We start from the raw sequence: 13,798 nt of genomic DNA, 5'->3' as shown, positions 1-13,798 counted from the left end.
GATCAGCCCTGGGTGATGGTCTGGAAGAGGCCGTTGTAGACCGGCTCCTCGGCGTTGGTGAGGGTTCGGTAGGGCCGCAGCTTGGCGTAGTCGGCCTCGGTCGGGAAGATCAGCGCGCTCTCGGCCAGGGCCTTGGAGTCGTCGTCGCTCTTGCCGGCCAGGATCTGCTGCACGCCGTTCACCGGGGTGACGTACTGGATGTAGGCGGTGAGCTCGGCGGCGATCTCCGGCTTGTACAGGAAGTCCATCAGCATCAGCGCGTCGACCGGGTTGGCGGCGCCCTTCGGGATGGCCATGTTGTCGATCCAGATCGTGCCGCCCTCCTGGGGCACCACGAACTTGACCGGCTCCCCGGCCAGCTGCCGCTGGAACACGTCGCCCGACCACGCCTGGCTCAGCCACACGTCGCCCTTGGCGACGGCGTCGATGTAGTCCTGGGCGTAGTACTTGCGCACGATGCCCTGGTCGCGCTGCTCCTTGAGCTTGGCGGCGGCCTTCTCCCAGTCGGCATGGGTCGACTTGTCGGGGTCGACGCCGACGGCGAACATGCCGAAGTTGCCGACCTCCTGGGCGTCGGCCATCATGCCGACCTTGCCCTCGTACTTCTTGTCGAACAGCGACTGGATGCTGGTGATGTCCTCGTCGACGTACTTGGTGTTGTACGCGATGCCCGTCACGCCCGCCTGGTAGGGGATCGTGTACGTGTTGTTCGCGTCGTAGGCCGGGTTCTTGTACGACGCCCCGGCGTTGGCCGCGAAGTTGGGCAGCTGCTTGTGGTCGAGCGCGGTCAGGTAGCCCAGCTGGATCATCTTGCCGAGCTGGAGACCGTTGGTCATCACGATGATGTCGTAGCCGAGCGGCTGCCCGGCCCGCAGCTGCGGCTCCGACTTGCCGAAGAACTCGGCGTTCTCCTGGATGACTTCCTTGTACTCGTAGGAGATCCCGGTCGCCTGCTGGAACTGCTTGAGCGGCTCCTGGTCTTCGGGCATGTACTCGGGCCAGTTGGCGAAGACGACCCGGCCGTTCTTCTTCTGCGTCGACCAGAAGTCGGCGACGGCGCTGGGAGAGGGCGCCGCCGCCTTCTGGCCCTGCACGCCGCAGGCGGCCAGGGCGAGACCGGCGGCCGAGAATCCGGCGACGCGGAGGGCGTCGCGGCGGGAGTATCGGGACTGCGTCAGACCACGCAGGAGGGGATTGTTCATCAAAGCTCCGAGGGGGTTTCTATCTGGACGATCCTGAAGTTATCCGCAAAATTCCCCCGCTTACGACAGCGTGTACGAGTGCTGCGGGCGCCACGAGAGCCACACCGTGTCACCACGTTCCGCCGTCACCGAGCTGTCGATGGCGTTCTGCTGGAAGACCGTGATCTCCGTGCCGTCGGCCAGCGCCACCGCGTAGCTGTTGTAGGTGCCCAGGTAGGTGAGCTCCCCCACGGTCCCCTTGACCATGCTCAGCCCGGCCTCGGGCTGCTCGGTCGAGATCGTGATCTTCTCGGGCCGCACGGTCAGGTCGACGGTGTCCCCCGCCGCCGCCTGCCCCGGCACCAGGATCCGGTCGGACTCGCCCAGGCGGACCACCAGCAGGTCGCCGTCGACGGCGTCCACGGTGCCCGAGAGCAGGTTCGAGGTCCCGATGAAGCCGGCCACGAACTTCGACGCCGGCCGCTCGTAGATCTCCCTGGGGTCGGCCAGCTGCTCCACCAGGCCGTCGTTCATGACGGCGATCCGGTCGCTCATGGTGAGCGCCTCGGACTGGTCGTGGGTCACGTACACGAAGGTGATGCCCACCTCGCGCTGGATGCGCTTGAGCTCGGTCTGCATCTGCTGGCGCAGCTTCAGGTCGAGCGCGCCCAGCGGCTCGTCGAGCAGCAGCGCCCGGGGCCGGTTGACCAGCGCGCGGGCCAGCGCCACACGCTGCTGCTGGCCGCCGGACATCTCGCGCGGGCGCCGCTTCTCGCGGCCCGTGAGGTCGACGATCTCCAGGATGTCGCCCACCCGCTGCTTGATCTCGGCCTCGGCCACCTTCTTGCGGCGCAGCCCGAACGCGACGTTCTCCCACACGTTCATGTGCGGGAACAGCGCGTACGACTGGAAGACCATGTTGATGTCGCGCTTGTTCGGCGGGACGTTGGTGACGTCCTGCCCGAGGAGTTTGACGAGGCCCTTCGTGGGCTCCTCGAACCCCGCGATCATGCGCATCGTCGTCGTCTTGCCGCAGCCCGACGGGCCGAGGAGGGAGAAGAACTCGCCCTCCCCGATCGTCAGGCTGACACCCTTTACCGCCTGAACCGTCTCGCCGTGCGCGAGGTATTCCTTGACGACGCCGTCAAGCTCGATGGCGGGGACATCCTCGGGCATATCACCTCTCGCTAACTCATTCGCCGATGTAGTGCATGACGTGCTTCACGCGGGTGTAGTCGTGCAGGCCGAAGACCGACAGGTCCTTGCCGTACCCGGAGTGCTTGAAGCCGCCGTGGGGCATCTCCGACACGAACGGGATGTGGGTGTTGACCCACACGACCCCGAAGTCGAGCCGCTTCGACATGCGCATCGCACGGCCGTGGTCGGAGGTCCAGACCGAGCTCGACAGGCCGTACTGCACGCCGTTGGCCTTGGCCAGCGCGTCGGCCTCGTCGGTGAAGGTCTGCACGGTGATGACCGGGCCGAAGACCTCGGTCTGGATCATCTCGTCGTCCTGCTTCAGCCCGTCGACCACGGTCGGGGCGAAGAAGTAGCCCGCGTCGCCGACCCGCTCGCCGCCGGTGAGCACGGTGGCGTGCTCGGGGAGGCGCTCGAAGAAGCCCTGCACCCGGGCCAGCTGGTTCGGGTTGTTGAGCGGGCCGTAGAAGGCGTCGTCGCCGGTGCCGGTGACCGTCGCTTCGGCGGCCTCCTTCAGGGCGCGGGCGAACTCGGCGTGGATCGACTCGTGGACGAGCACCCGGCAGGCCGCGGTGCAGTCCTGCCCGGCGTTGTAGAGGCCCGCGCCGGCGATGGCCTCGGCGGCCGCCTTGACGTCCTTGATGTCCTCGAAGACCACGACCGGGGCCTTGCCGCCCAGCTCCAGGTGGACGCGCTTGAGGTCGTCGGCGGCGCTCTTGGCGACGGCCATGCCCGCGCCGACCGAGCCGGTGATCGCGACCATCGAGGCGGTCGGGTGGGCGATGACCAGCGAGCCGGTCTCGCGGTCGCCGGTGACGACGTTGAACACGCCGGCCGGGAGCACGTCGCCGATGATCTCGGCCAGCTTCACGGTGGAGACCGGGGTGGTGTCCGACGGCTTGAGCACGATCGTGTTGCCCGCGGCCAGCGCCGGGGCGATCTTCCACACGGCCATCATCATCGGGTAGTTCCACGGCGTGACCTGGCCGATGACGCCGACCGGCTCGTGCCGGATGACCGAGGTGTGGTCGGCGAGGAACTCGCCGGCCGTCGGGCCCTCCAGGGTGCGCGCCGCGCCCGCGAAGAAGCGGAAGTGGTCGGCGGCGACCGGGGTCTCGTCCTCGCTCATGCGGGCGTAGGGCTTGCCGGTGTTGCGGCACTCGGCCTGGTTGATCTCGTCCGCGCGCGCCTCGATCGCGTCGGCTATCTTCAACAGCAGGTTCGCGCGCTCACCCGGAGTCGTCTGTCCCCAGGTCTCGAAGGCCGCCGCGGCGGCCTCGTAGGCCGCGTCGACGTCCTCCTGCCCTGACAGGGGGGCCTGCGCGTAGACCTCGCCGGTGCTCGGATCGACCACGTCGGAGAAGCGTCCGCTCCTGGCGTCGACGAACTTCCCGTTGATGTAGTTCTGCAGGCGGGTGGTCACTTCGACCTCCTGTGAAGGTGTTCAAAGTTGTCGCGACTCTGACAGACATATCAGACAACGACAAGGGATTTCGTAGCGAAAGATATCAAATTGCTACGGAATCGCTTGACAAGGGACGCTGAACTGACAACATGTCGCACCTACGCGGCAACCTGTCGGAAACATGAAGGGCTTATGCGGGGATGACCACGCCGAGAGTTCGGACCACCAGGAACGGCCCCGTGGTGCTCGACGAGATCTCCAAGCAGATCGTCGAGCAACTCCAGGCCGACGGCCGCAAGCCGTACGCCGCCATCGGGAAGGCCGTCGGGCTCTCCGAGGCGGCCGTCCGCCAGCGCGTCCAGCGCCTGCTCGACGCCGGTGTCATGCAGATCGTGGCGGTCACCGACCCTCTCACTCTCGGGTTCCCCCGGCAGGCCATGATCGGCATCAAGTGCGAAGGCGACCTGGAGGCCGTCGCCGACGAGCTCGGCTCGATCGAGGAGGTCGACTACGTCGTCCTGACGGCCGGCTCGCTCGACATCATGGTCGAGGTCGTGTGTGAGGGCGATCAACACCTCCTGGAAATTCTTGGCAAAATCCGGGCGATCCCGGCGGTCAGGGCCACCGAGACCTTTGTCTACCTGAAGCTCCACAAACAAACGTACTCGTGGGGCACACACTGACGTGACCGTCAACCTCTAACCTTCAAGATTCCCGGCGCGGCGGCTCTGTTCGAGCATTCCGGTGTGGGCGAAACCGCCCAGCCAGCGAACAGAGGAGACGGAACGATGAAGTCGAAGATGCTCTCCGCGCTCAGTGCCGCCGCCCTCGCGGTGACCGGCCTCACGGTGACCGTGGTGACGGCCACGCCGGCCTCCGCCCTCGCCTGCCCCGCCTCGGTCAACCCCTCGTCGGCGACCGGCGGGGTGACGCAGCGGACCAAGGCGCTCCCCGGCGGCCGGACGCTGGAACTCCGCAGCGGCTACGTCAACGGCGTGCAGTACGCCTGGGCCCGGGTCGTGCCCAACTCGCTCAACGGCGAGAACATCTGGCTCGACTACTCCACCACCTCGGGCAACGGCTGGGCCCAGTGCGACCTGCGCACGCTGAGCAGCAGCGGCCGCAACTACGGCCAGGGGTTCCGGACCAGCTCCAGCTCCGCGGTCGTGATGCGAGCGGGCTACCGCACCGGCGGCGTCAGCTACCTCACGACCTGGTGGTAACCGGCCACGCCTGAAGTGCGCTGGTTCGGGTAGCGGCGGCGGCCATGAGCATGCCCGCGTTCAAGGTCGCCCAGTTACCCGAGCCCCAGCCGCTACGCCGCGTCCTCGGGCCGGGGGTGATCGCGGCCGGGGTCGGGCTCGCCTCGGGTGAGTTCGTCATCTGGCCCTACATCTCCGCCAACGTCGGCCTGGTGTTCCTGTGGGCGGCGGTCGTCGGGGTGGTGGCGCAGTTCTTCCTGAACATGGAGATCGAGCGCTACACCCTGGCCACCGGCGAGACCGCGCTCACCGGGTTCTCGCGGCTGGGGCGCCACTGGGGCGTCGTGTTCGCCCTGATGGCCCTGCTGGCCAACATCTGGCCGGGGTGGGCGACCTCGTCGGCCACCGTGTTCACCTACGCGATCGGGCGGGGGGACGTGACCGTCATCGCGGTCATCGAGCTCGTCGTCATCGGGATCGCACTGACCCTCTCCCCCGTGGTCTACCGGACCCTGGAGGCCACCCAGTTCGTCAAGGTCGCGGCGGTGCTGGTCTTCCTGGTCGTCGCGCTGTTCGTGGCGATCACGGGAGAGGCGTACCGGGGGCTGGCCGACGCGGTCACCGGCATCGGGACCGTGCCCAGCCAGCTCGGCACGGCGCTGGTGCTCGGCGCGCTGGCCTTCGCGGGGGCGGGCGGCGGCCAGAACCTCGTCCAGAGCAACTGGATCAGGGACAAGAACATGGGCATGGGGGCCCGGATCCCCCGGCTGGTCTCGCCGCTCACCGGAGAGGACCAGGCCGCGCCGGCGACCGGCTACACCTTCGAGCCGACCGAGGAGAACCTGTCGCGGTGGCGGGGGTGGTGGCGGGTCGCCAACGTCGAGCAGCTCATCTCGTTCGTGGCGATCACCATTTTCACGATCTTCCTGACGTCGATGCTGGCCTACTCGACCGTGTTCGGCTCGGGCGCCACCAACGACATCACCTTCCTGCGGGCCGAGGGCGAGGTGCTGAACCAGCGGCTGAGCTGGTTCGGCACGTTCTTCTGGGCCATCGGCGCGGTGTCGCTGTTCGCCGCCGCGATGGGCATCTGCGACTACGTCGGCCGGATGGTCGCCGACGTGGTGAAGACCGTCTACCTGCCCGCCTCGGCGCGGTGGACGGAGAGCCGGATCTACTCGCTCGTCGTCTGGTTCATCGTGGTCTTCGGCATCCTGATGCTGACGATCGGGTTCGACCAGCCGATCACGCTGCTGGTGATCTCCTCCAGCGTCGGCGGGATCATGATGTTCGTCTACTCGGCGCTGCTGGCGGTCCTGAACCGCAGGATGCTGCCGCAGGCGATCAGGATCCGCGGCTACCGGATGGTCGCGGTCCTGCTGACGTTCGCGTTCTTCGGGTTCTTCTCCGTGCTCGTGCTGATCGACCAGGTCGGCAAGCTCCTGTAAGGGCGGGCCGCGGCACGGCCCGCCCTTCCATCACAGGGACGGCTTCTTCGCCGTGTAGAGCCACTTCTTGAAGAGCGGGCCGAGGTCCTTGCCGCTGAGCTCCTCGGCGAGGGCGACGAAGTCCTTGGTGGTGGCGGTCTCGTGCCGGTTGCGGGCCGCCCACTCCTTCAGCAGGCCGAAGAAGGTCTCGTCGCCGATCTCGGTGCGCAGCGCGTGCACGGTCATCGCGCCGCGCAGGTAGATCGCCTCGAAGTCGAACATGTTCTTCTTGCCGGGGCTGCCGGTCTTGACGTCCCAGAAGGCGCCGGTGCTCTTGTAGTACTTGTCGAAGGTCGTCTGCGCCTTCGGGCCGTTGTGGGTCTCCTCGTAGAGCCACTCGGCGTAGCTGGCCAGGCCCTCGTTCAGCCAGATGTCGTTCCACGACTCCAGGCCGACGCTGTTGCCGAACCACTGGTGCGCGATCTCGTGGACGATCAGCAGGTCGTCGCTGGCGTCGCCGTCGTAGACCGGGCGGCCCTGCGTCTCCAGGGCGTAGTGGACGTCGAGCTTGTCGGCGATGCCGCCGGTCGAGCCGAACGGGTAGGGGCCGAAGTGCTCCACGCCCCACTTCGTCGCCTCGGCGGTCTCCTTGTGGAGGTGCTTGGACGTCTTGGCCAGCGAGGGGTCGTAGGCGGTGATGTTCAGCACCCCGGCGGCCGTGCCCTCGCTGACCTTGTACTTGCCGATGGCGATCATGGCGAGGTAGGGGGCCATGGGCTGCTTCATCCGCCAGCGGGAGACGACGTAGCCCTTCTTGACCCGGACGATGCCGGAGTTCTGCGGCTCGCCGTTGGCCAGCACCGTGACGCCGACGGGGGCGCTGATCTCGTACGAGAACGTCGCCTTGTCGCGCGGGGTGTCGTTGGCGGGGAACCAGGTGCGGGCGCCGTCGGGCTGGGAGACGACGACGGCGCCGTCCTTGGTGCGGATGAAACCGGTGACGCCGAGTTCGTCGTCCTCGACGGGCTTGGGGACGCCGTCGTAGTCGACGACGACCTTGAAGGCGGCCTCGTCGTCGATGCCCTTCTTGGGGGTGACGGTCAGTTCCTGACCCTTGCGCGACCACGTGGCCTTCCGGCCGTCGACCGTGACCGACCGGACGGTGAGCCCGGAGAGGTCGAGGTTGAAGCGCGACAGGCCCTTGGTGGCCTTGGCGGTGATCGTCGCGGTGGAGTCGAGCCGGCCGGACTTGGGGGTGTAGCGGAGCTTCAGGTCGTAGTGCTGGACGTCGTAGCCGCCGTTGCCGGCGTGCGGAAAGTAGGGGTCGCCCACACCGGAGGAGCCCGGGGAATGAGCGTCGGCCCATGCCGGGGCTGAGGGGGCGAGTAACGCGGCGACCGCGAGCAGCGCCGCGCCGGAGATTCGTGTGCGAAGCATGCCGCACATTATCGAGATGAATCCGGCAACGGACACAATCAACCTAATATCGGTGAAGTGCGTGCGACCAACGTCTCCTTCCGTTACCGGCGGGGCGATCCCTGGGTGCTCTCCGACGCCTCCCTCGACCTCGCCCCCGGCGCGGTGGCCGAGATCACCGGGCCCAACGGCACCGGCAAGTCGACGCTGCTGCGGCTGCTCGCCGGCCTGTTGCGGCCGGTCAGGGGCCGGATCGACGAGCGCCCGGCGGTCATCGGCTACGCCCCCGAGCGGTTCCCCGCAGACCAGCCCTTCACCGTGGCGGGCTACCTGCGGCACATGGCGGCGGTCCGCCGGGTGGCCGTGCCCGAGGAGCTGACCGCCCGGCTCGGCATGGACCACCTGCTCGGCCAGCGGCTGCCCGACCTGTCGAAGGGCAGCGCCCACAAGGTCGGCCTCGCCCAGGCCCTCGCCGGGGAACCGGGGCTGCTGATCCTCGACGAGCCGTTCGCCGGGCTCGACGTGACCGCCCGCGCCGAACTGGCCGTGATCGTCGCCGAGGTCGCCGCGCGGGGCGGCATCGTGGTCGCCAGCGACCACCAGGGCGACCTGCGCACGGTGCCGGGCGTGACCCGCTACGAGGTGCGTGACGGGAAGACGACCCGGGTCGCCCGGGTCGTCGAGGACGACCCGCCGACCACATTGACCATCAAACTGCCGAAGTCGAAGGCGGAAGCACTGGCGGCCCGGCTCCGGGCGGAAGGCCACGAGGTCTCATGATCCCCCTGGTCACGTTCCGGCTCTCGGGATACGTCCGGTCGCACCGGATCTTCCAGCCCCTCGTCGGGCTGCTCGCCGTCCTGTCGATCATCTACGCCACGGGGGTGCCCGCCGGCGGGGAGCTGCCCAGCTACTCCGACTCGGCCGGCATCCTGATGCTGGTCTTCGCCTGGGGCGCCCGCGGCCTGCTCGACAACGAGCCCGACGAACAGCGCCTCATCGCGATCACCGCCGTGGGCCGCCGCCGCGAACTGGCGGCCGGGCTGCTCGCCGCGCTGCTGCTGACGGGGGCGCTGGCCCTGGTCGCCCTGGTGTTCCCGCTGATCGTCGGCTTCGCCGCGACCCCCGGCGCGGCCGACCTCGGCTACGGCGCCGGGCTGCACCTGCTGGCCGTGCTCGCCGGGACCGCCTTGGGCGCCCTGACGAGCCGCCCGGTGCTGGCCTCCCCCGCCGCCTCGGCCGCCGTGCTGGTCGGCGGATACATGGCGATCCTGCTGCTCAGCTCGGCGAGCCCGTGGGCGTCGGTGCCGGTCTTGGACTGGATGAACGCCGCCCACCACCACGAACTGCCCGACCGGGCGGCGGTCATCGCCGCCTCGGCCGTCGCGTGGAGCGTCGCCGGGCTCGCCGGTTACGCGGCGGTACGCCGGGTCAGGGGTTAGCCGCGGCGAGCTGGCCGCAGGCGCCGTCGATCTCGCGTCCACGGGTGTCGCGGACCGTCACCGCGACCCCGTGGGACTCCAGGCGGCGGACGAAGGCCCGCTCGTCCTCCGGCCGGGAGGCGGTCCACTTGGAGCCCGGGGTCGGGTTCAGCGGGATCAGGTTGACGTGGACCAGCTTGTTCTTGAGCAGCTTGCCGAGCAGGTCGGCCCGCCACTCCTGGTCGTTGACGTCCTTGATGAGGGCGTACTCGATCGAGACCCGGCGCTTGGTCTTGGCGGCGTAGTCCCACGCCGCGCCGAGGACCTCGGCCACCTTCCAGCGGGTGTTGATCGGGACCAGCGTGTCGCGCAGCTCGTCGTCGGGGGCGTGCAGCGAGACGGCGAGCGTCACCGGCAGGCCCTCGTTCGACAACTTCTCGATCGCCGGGACCAGGCCGACCGTCGAGACGGTGACGCCGCGCGCCGAGATGCCCAGGCCCTCGGGCGAGGGGTCGACCATGCGGTGGACCGCGCCGATCACGGCCTTGTAGTTGGCCATCGGCTCGCCCATGCCCATGAAGACGATGTTGCTGACCCGGCCGGGACCACCGGGCACCTCACCCTTGGCCAGCGCCCGCTGCCCTGCGACGACCTGCTCGACGATCTCGGCGGTCGACATGTTGCGGGTCAGCCCGGCCTGGCCGGTCGCGCAGAACGGGCAGTTCATGCCGCAGCCGGCCTGCGACGACACGCACATCGTGACCCGGTCGGGGTAGCGCATCATGACCGACTCGACCAGGGAGCCGTCGAACAGCTTCCAGAGGGTCTTGCGGGTCATGCCGTCGTCGCAGGTGATCTCGCGGACCGTGGTCAGCAGCGACGGCAGCAGCTGCCCGAGCGTCTCGCGGGAGGCGGCCGGGAGGTCGGTCATGTCGTCGGGCGACTCGGTCAGCTTGGCGAAGTAGTGGCGCGAGAGCTGGTCGGCCCGGAACGGCTTCTCGCCGAGTTCCGCGACGGCGGCACGGCGCTCGGCCATGGTCAGGTCGGCCAGGTGGCGCTGCGGCTTGGCCCGTCGCGGTGCGACGAACGTCAGCTGACCGGCCTTGGGGGCGGCCTCGGACATAACGAACCCTCACGATCTCAAAACGACGACTGCTCTTACGGCCGGGCGGCACCGGGCTTAGAGTCCTGATCTGGGAGGTCAGGCGTGGACAGCACCATCGTGCTCACCAGCACCAATCCCTACGGGAGCCGCACACTTACCGTCGAGCGCGATCAGGTGTCCTCGGTAGCTTACCTGCGCGACCCGGCCGGATCCGTCCGTGGAGCGGTCTGGCTGGGCAACCACGTCACCGCGCCCATGTCACTCGACCTCGCCCGTCTCAACACCGGCCGGCCTCCGGTCATGCCCAGAGCGGGCACCCGCCGCCCTTTCGGCACCGCCCACCTCGACGCCTCGCGGCTGCGGGTGTTGTGGTTCGAGGAGGGTGACGGCGTCGCCCTCTACGACGACGAGGGCCTGCTGGCCGTGATCCCCGGCTGGGCCGATCTGGAACGTGGCATGCCCGGCTACGCCCGCGAGGCCGTCGGCGAATGGCCGTTCGCCTGGGCCCTGTCGGAGGCCCTCGAAGGGCTGAGCCCCCGGGTCGCCAAGGCCGAGGCCTACTGGCAGTGGCGGGCCGGAGAGTCGTCGTGGACGTCGTTCCAGCAGTTCGTGATGGGCCACCTCGACGGGCGGCTGGGCCCTCCGGGCCGCTTCTGGGACGCCGGCGGCGGCCGGCTGCCCGCCCTCGGCGTCACCGAACGCCCGCCCGCCTACGACCGCGACTTCACGGTCCTGTCGACGGTGGGCATGAGTTGCCAGCGCATGCCCTCGGCCGAGCTCTACGACACCCCGACCCGCGTCGAACTGGCGGTCGCCACCCGGGGCGATCCGCGCGCGGCGGCCCGGCTGTTCCTGTGGCTGGGCCAGTATCCGTGGCGCTCGGTGACCTGGCTCGGCGACGGCCACACGGCCCGCTGGTATCACCAGCCCGGCACGTTCCCCCTGCCCGGCGGCTACGAAGGGGTGATGATGCTGGCCTCCCCGCGCGGCCTGCCCGACCTGTCGGGCTTCCAGGTCGCCGGAGACGTGGTGCGGTGGCTCTGGCTGGTCCCGGTGACCGACGCCGAGCTCAAGGTCGCCGCCGAACGCGGCCACGACGTCATCGCGGCCCGGCTGAGCGCCTACCACCGCGCCTAACGGACGAAGGCCGCCAGCAGCAGCCAGCAGGGCACCAGGGTGAACAGCAGGGAGTCGATGCGGTCCATCATGCCGCCGTGGCCCGGCAGCACCGAGCCCATGTCCTTGATGCCGAGGTCGCGCTTGATGACCGACTCGATCAGGTCGCCCACCGTCGCGCAGATCACGACCACGGCCCCCAGCAGCGCGCCCTGCCAGATCTCGCCCTTCAGCAACCAGGCGACCAGCCAGCCGCCGACCGCGACGCACGCGATGGCCGAACCGGCGAAGCCCTCCCAGGTCTTCTTCGGGCTGATGATCGACATCGGGTGCCTGCCGAACAGCACGCCGGCGGCGTATCCGCCGATGTCGGAGGAGGCCGTCACGGCCACGAAGATCAGCGCCCGGTTCGCGCCGTCGGGCGGCGCCAGCAGCAGGCCGACGAACCCGGCGAACAGCGCCGGGTAGACCGCCATGAAGACCGTCGCCGTCGCGTCGCGCACGAAGCCGTCGGAGCCCTGGAAGAGCCGCCAGCTCAGCACGCCCATGACGGTGACCGCGAAGATGCCGAGGAACACCCCCGGCCCGAAGTAGTAGGCGCCCGAGACCATCGCCGCCATGCCCACCAGAACGGGGATCAGCGGCACGTGGATGTCGCGGGTGGCCAGCCCCTTCACCAGCTCGTGCACGCCCACGCCGACAGCGGCGATGACGACCACGAGGAACGCGGGCTTGTACAGGTAGAGCGAGGCGATGATCACTACTGCCAGCCCGACCGCGGAGACGATCGCCGCCGGCAGGTTCCGGCCGGTACGGCTCCCGCCCGCCGGGGGTGACACCGTTCCGTCCAAGATGTCCTACTCCCTACATGCGCGCGATCCCTGCCCCTTGCGTCGCCGGGGCAAGGATCGCGATGGTGCCGTCAGACTTCGAGCAGCTCGGCTTCCTTGTGCTTGAGCAGTTCGTCGATCTTGGCGACGTGCTTCTGCGTCAGGTCGTCGAGCTCCTTCACCGCGCGGTGGACCTCGTCTTCGCCCGACTCGCCGTCCTTGACCAGCTTGTCGAGCACTTCCTTGGCGTGCCGCCGGATGTTCCGGATGGACACGCGGCTGTTCTCGGCCTTGGTCCGGGCGATCTTGATGTACTCCTTGCGGCGCTCACCCGAGAGCTCGGGGAACACCACGCGGATCACCGAGCCGTCGTTGCCGGGGTTGACCCCCAGGTCGCTGTCGCGGATCGCCTTCTCGATGGCGCTCATCGAGCCCTTGTCGTAGGGGGTGACCAGGACCATGCGCGCCTCGGGGACGTGGAAGGAGGCGAGCTGCTGGACCGGGGTCAGCGACCCGTAGTAGTCAACATTGATCTTGTTGAACATCGCGGGGGTGACCCGGCCGGTGCGGATGGCCGCGAAGTCCTCCTTCGCGACGGTCACCGCCTTGTCCATCTTCTCTTCGGCCTCGAAGAGGGTTTCCTCGATCACTGTTGGCTCCCTATTTCCCTGCCGGACTCACCAGCGTGCCGATCTTCTCTCCGCGGACCGCCCGCAGGATGTTGCCTTCGCCCATCAGCTCGAACACCACGATGGGCAGGCCGTTGTCCTTGCACAGGCTGATGGCCGTGGCGTCCATCACCGCGAGGTCGCGCGTGAGGACCTCGCCGTATTCGAGCCGGTCGAACCGGACCGCGTCGGGGTTCTTGCGGGGGTCGGCGTCGTAGACGCCGTCGACCTGGGTGCCCTTCAGCAGGGCCTCCGCGCCGATCTCCAGCGCGCGCTGGGCGGCGCAGGTGTCGGTGGAGAAGAAGGGCGAGCCCAGCCCGGCCCCGAAGATGACCACACGGCCCTTCTCCAGGTGGCGGATCGCCCGGCGCGGCAGGAACGGCTCGGCGACCTGCTGCATCGTGATGGCGGTCTGCACGCGCGTCTCCACGCCGCGCTTCTCCAGGAAGTCCTGCAGCGCGAGACAGTTGATGACGGTGCCCAGCATGCCCATGTAGTCGGCGCGGGCCCGGTCCATGCCGCGCTCGGACAGCGCGGCGCCCCGGAACATGTTGCCGCCGCCGACGACCACCGAGACCTGGACGCCGTCGCGCACCGCCTCCGCGATCGAGTCGGCGATCTTGGCCACGACGACCGGGTCGATGCCCAGGGAATCCCCACCGGCGAACGCCTCGCCGGAAAGCTTCAGCATGACCCGCTTCCAGCGCAGCGGCCCGTCATACGACGAAGCCGCCGGGGCGGGTTCGGTGTTCTCCTGCACGGCGGCGGCCTCCTCAGTGGATTTCGGGCTGAACAGGTCGTCCCGCATGATTACGGGACGACCTCGGGTG

General features: G+C 68.9%; 14 protein-coding genes. 6 read left to right on the top strand and 8 right to left on the bottom strand.

Annotated features, from left to right (window positions below; genetic code table 11):
* Window positions 1-2: 2 nt before the first annotated feature.
* The 3 genes from AW274_RS30615 to AW274_RS30605 are packed head-to-tail and all read right to left on the bottom strand — an operon-like array spanning window position 3 to window position 3,801.
* On the bottom strand, window positions 3-1,202 hold the full coding sequence (locus AW274_RS30615) for an ABC transporter substrate-binding protein (RefSeq protein WP_062439341.1): 1,200 nt from the start codon (window positions 1,200-1,202) through the stop codon (window positions 3-5).
* A 60-nt stretch (window positions 1,203-1,262) separates the two neighbouring features.
* Window positions 1,263-2,357, bottom strand: a complete 1,095-nt coding sequence (locus AW274_RS30610; protein ID WP_062439339.1) for an ABC transporter ATP-binding protein — start codon at window positions 2,355-2,357, stop codon at window positions 1,263-1,265.
* A gap of 16 nt (window positions 2,358-2,373) precedes the next feature.
* Complete coding sequence (locus tag AW274_RS30605; RefSeq protein WP_062439336.1) at window positions 2,374-3,801, bottom strand: gamma-aminobutyraldehyde dehydrogenase; 1,428 nt, start codon at window positions 3,799-3,801, stop codon at window positions 2,374-2,376.
* 182 nt (window positions 3,802-3,983) lie between these two features.
* On the opposite strand from AW274_RS30605, the gene AW274_RS30600 reads away from it, so the two are divergent.
* From AW274_RS30600 to AW274_RS30590, 3 genes are all read left to right on the top strand, one after another.
* Window positions 3,984-4,466 carry an Lrp/AsnC family transcriptional regulator gene (locus AW274_RS30600; protein ID WP_030455690.1) on the top strand — a complete coding sequence of 161 codons (483 nt, stop codon included), beginning with the start codon at window positions 3,984-3,986 and terminating at the stop codon, window positions 4,464-4,466.
* Window positions 4,467-4,571: 105 nt separating this feature from the next.
* Entirely contained in the window at window positions 4,572-5,006 is a 435-nt protein-coding gene (locus AW274_RS30595; protein WP_062439333.1) for a hypothetical protein, read from the top strand.
* A 44-nt stretch (window positions 5,007-5,050) separates the two neighbouring features.
* Window positions 5,051-6,433: an Nramp family divalent metal transporter gene (locus AW274_RS30590; protein ID WP_062439330.1), complete on the top strand. Its 1,383-nt coding sequence runs from the start codon at window positions 5,051-5,053 to the stop codon at window positions 6,431-6,433.
* 30 nt (window positions 6,434-6,463) lie between these two features.
* On the opposite strand, the gene AW274_RS30585 is transcribed toward AW274_RS30590, so the two are convergent.
* Window positions 6,464-7,849 carry a M1 family metallopeptidase gene (locus tag AW274_RS30585; RefSeq protein WP_063813743.1) on the bottom strand — a complete coding sequence of 462 codons (1,386 nt, stop codon included), beginning with the start codon at window positions 7,847-7,849 and terminating at the stop codon, window positions 6,464-6,466.
* Window positions 7,850-7,906: 57 nt separating this feature from the next.
* Here AW274_RS30585 and AW274_RS30580 point away from each other — a divergent pair, with 57 nt between their 5' ends.
* Both AW274_RS30580 and AW274_RS30575 read left to right on the top strand, forming a co-directional pair.
* Window positions 7,907-8,608 carry an ABC transporter ATP-binding protein gene (locus AW274_RS30580; RefSeq protein WP_062439325.1) on the top strand — a complete coding sequence of 234 codons (702 nt, stop codon included), beginning with the start codon at window positions 7,907-7,909 and terminating at the stop codon, window positions 8,606-8,608.
* The gene (locus AW274_RS30575) at window positions 8,605-9,270 is read left to right on the top strand and encodes a hypothetical protein (RefSeq protein WP_062439322.1); all 666 of its coding nucleotides are present in this window, start codon (window positions 8,605-8,607) and stop codon (window positions 9,268-9,270) included. The genes AW274_RS30580 and AW274_RS30575 overlap by 4 nt, the downstream gene beginning before the upstream one ends.
* On the opposite strand, the gene rlmN is transcribed toward AW274_RS30575, so the two are convergent.
* Complete coding sequence (gene rlmN / locus AW274_RS30570) at window positions 9,260-10,372, bottom strand: dual-specificity RNA methyltransferase RlmN (protein WP_062439320.1); 1,113 nt, start codon at window positions 10,370-10,372, stop codon at window positions 9,260-9,262. The genes AW274_RS30575 and rlmN overlap by 11 nt on opposite strands.
* 84 nt (window positions 10,373-10,456) lie before the next feature.
* On the opposite strand from rlmN, the gene AW274_RS30565 reads away from it, so the two are divergent.
* The gene (locus AW274_RS30565; protein ID WP_062439318.1) at window positions 10,457-11,491 is read left to right on the top strand and encodes a suppressor of fused domain protein; all 1,035 of its coding nucleotides are present in this window, start codon (window positions 10,457-10,459) and stop codon (window positions 11,489-11,491) included.
* Here the strand turns inward: AW274_RS30565 and AW274_RS30560 are convergent.
* The 3 genes from AW274_RS30560 to pyrH form a co-directional block, all read right to left on the bottom strand.
* Complete coding sequence (locus tag AW274_RS30560; RefSeq protein WP_232320507.1) at window positions 11,488-12,321, bottom strand: phosphatidate cytidylyltransferase; 834 nt, start codon at window positions 12,319-12,321, stop codon at window positions 11,488-11,490. The genes AW274_RS30565 and AW274_RS30560 overlap by 4 nt on opposite strands.
* Window positions 12,322-12,392: 71 nt before the next feature.
* On the bottom strand, window positions 12,393-12,950 hold the full coding sequence (frr, locus tag AW274_RS30555) for a ribosome recycling factor (RefSeq protein WP_062336275.1): 558 nt from the start codon (window positions 12,948-12,950) through the stop codon (window positions 12,393-12,395).
* A 10-nt stretch (window positions 12,951-12,960) separates the two neighbouring features.
* Window positions 12,961-13,776, bottom strand: a complete 816-nt coding sequence (gene pyrH, locus AW274_RS30550; RefSeq protein ID WP_202610317.1) for a UMP kinase — start codon at window positions 13,774-13,776, stop codon at window positions 12,961-12,963.
* Window positions 13,777-13,798: the final 22 nt, after the last annotated feature.

This window comes from Herbidospora daliensis (assembly GCF_001570585.1).
GTDB classification, from domain to species: domain Bacteria; phylum Actinomycetota; class Actinomycetes; order Streptosporangiales; family Streptosporangiaceae; genus Herbidospora; species Herbidospora daliensis.
Note: the sequence above shows the minus strand (reverse complement) of the source record. Positions and strands in the feature narration are given on the sequence as shown.

What these genes read in the sequence shown, in the direction of transcription:
- AW274_RS30615 (WP_062439341.1), bottom strand. Translation starts at nt 1,202, where the DNA reads ATGAACAATCCCCTCCTGCGTGGTCTGACGCAGTCCCGATACTCCCGC.
- AW274_RS30610 (WP_062439339.1), bottom strand. Translation starts at nt 2,357, where the DNA reads ATGCCCGAGGATGTCCCCGCCATCGAGCTTGACGGCGTCGTCAAGGAA.
- AW274_RS30600 (WP_030455690.1), top strand. Translation starts at nt 3,984, where the DNA reads ATGACCACGCCGAGAGTTCGGACCACCAGGAACGGCCCCGTGGTGCTC.
- AW274_RS30595 (WP_062439333.1), top strand. Translation starts at nt 4,572, where the DNA reads ATGAAGTCGAAGATGCTCTCCGCGCTCAGTGCCGCCGCCCTCGCGGTG.
- AW274_RS30590 (WP_062439330.1), top strand. Translation starts at nt 5,051, where the DNA reads ATGAGCATGCCCGCGTTCAAGGTCGCCCAGTTACCCGAGCCCCAGCCG.
- AW274_RS30585 (WP_063813743.1), bottom strand. Translation starts at nt 7,849, where the DNA reads ATGCTTCGCACACGAATCTCCGGCGCGGCGCTGCTCGCGGTCGCCGCG.
- AW274_RS30575 (WP_062439322.1), top strand. Translation starts at nt 8,605, where the DNA reads ATGATCCCCCTGGTCACGTTCCGGCTCTCGGGATACGTCCGGTCGCAC.
- rlmN (WP_062439320.1), bottom strand. Translation starts at nt 10,372, where the DNA reads ATGTCCGAGGCCGCCCCCAAGGCCGGTCAGCTGACGTTCGTCGCACCG.
- pyrH (WP_202610317.1), bottom strand. Translation starts at nt 13,776, where the DNA reads ATGCGGGACGACCTGTTCAGCCCGAAATCCACTGAGGAGGCCGCCGCC.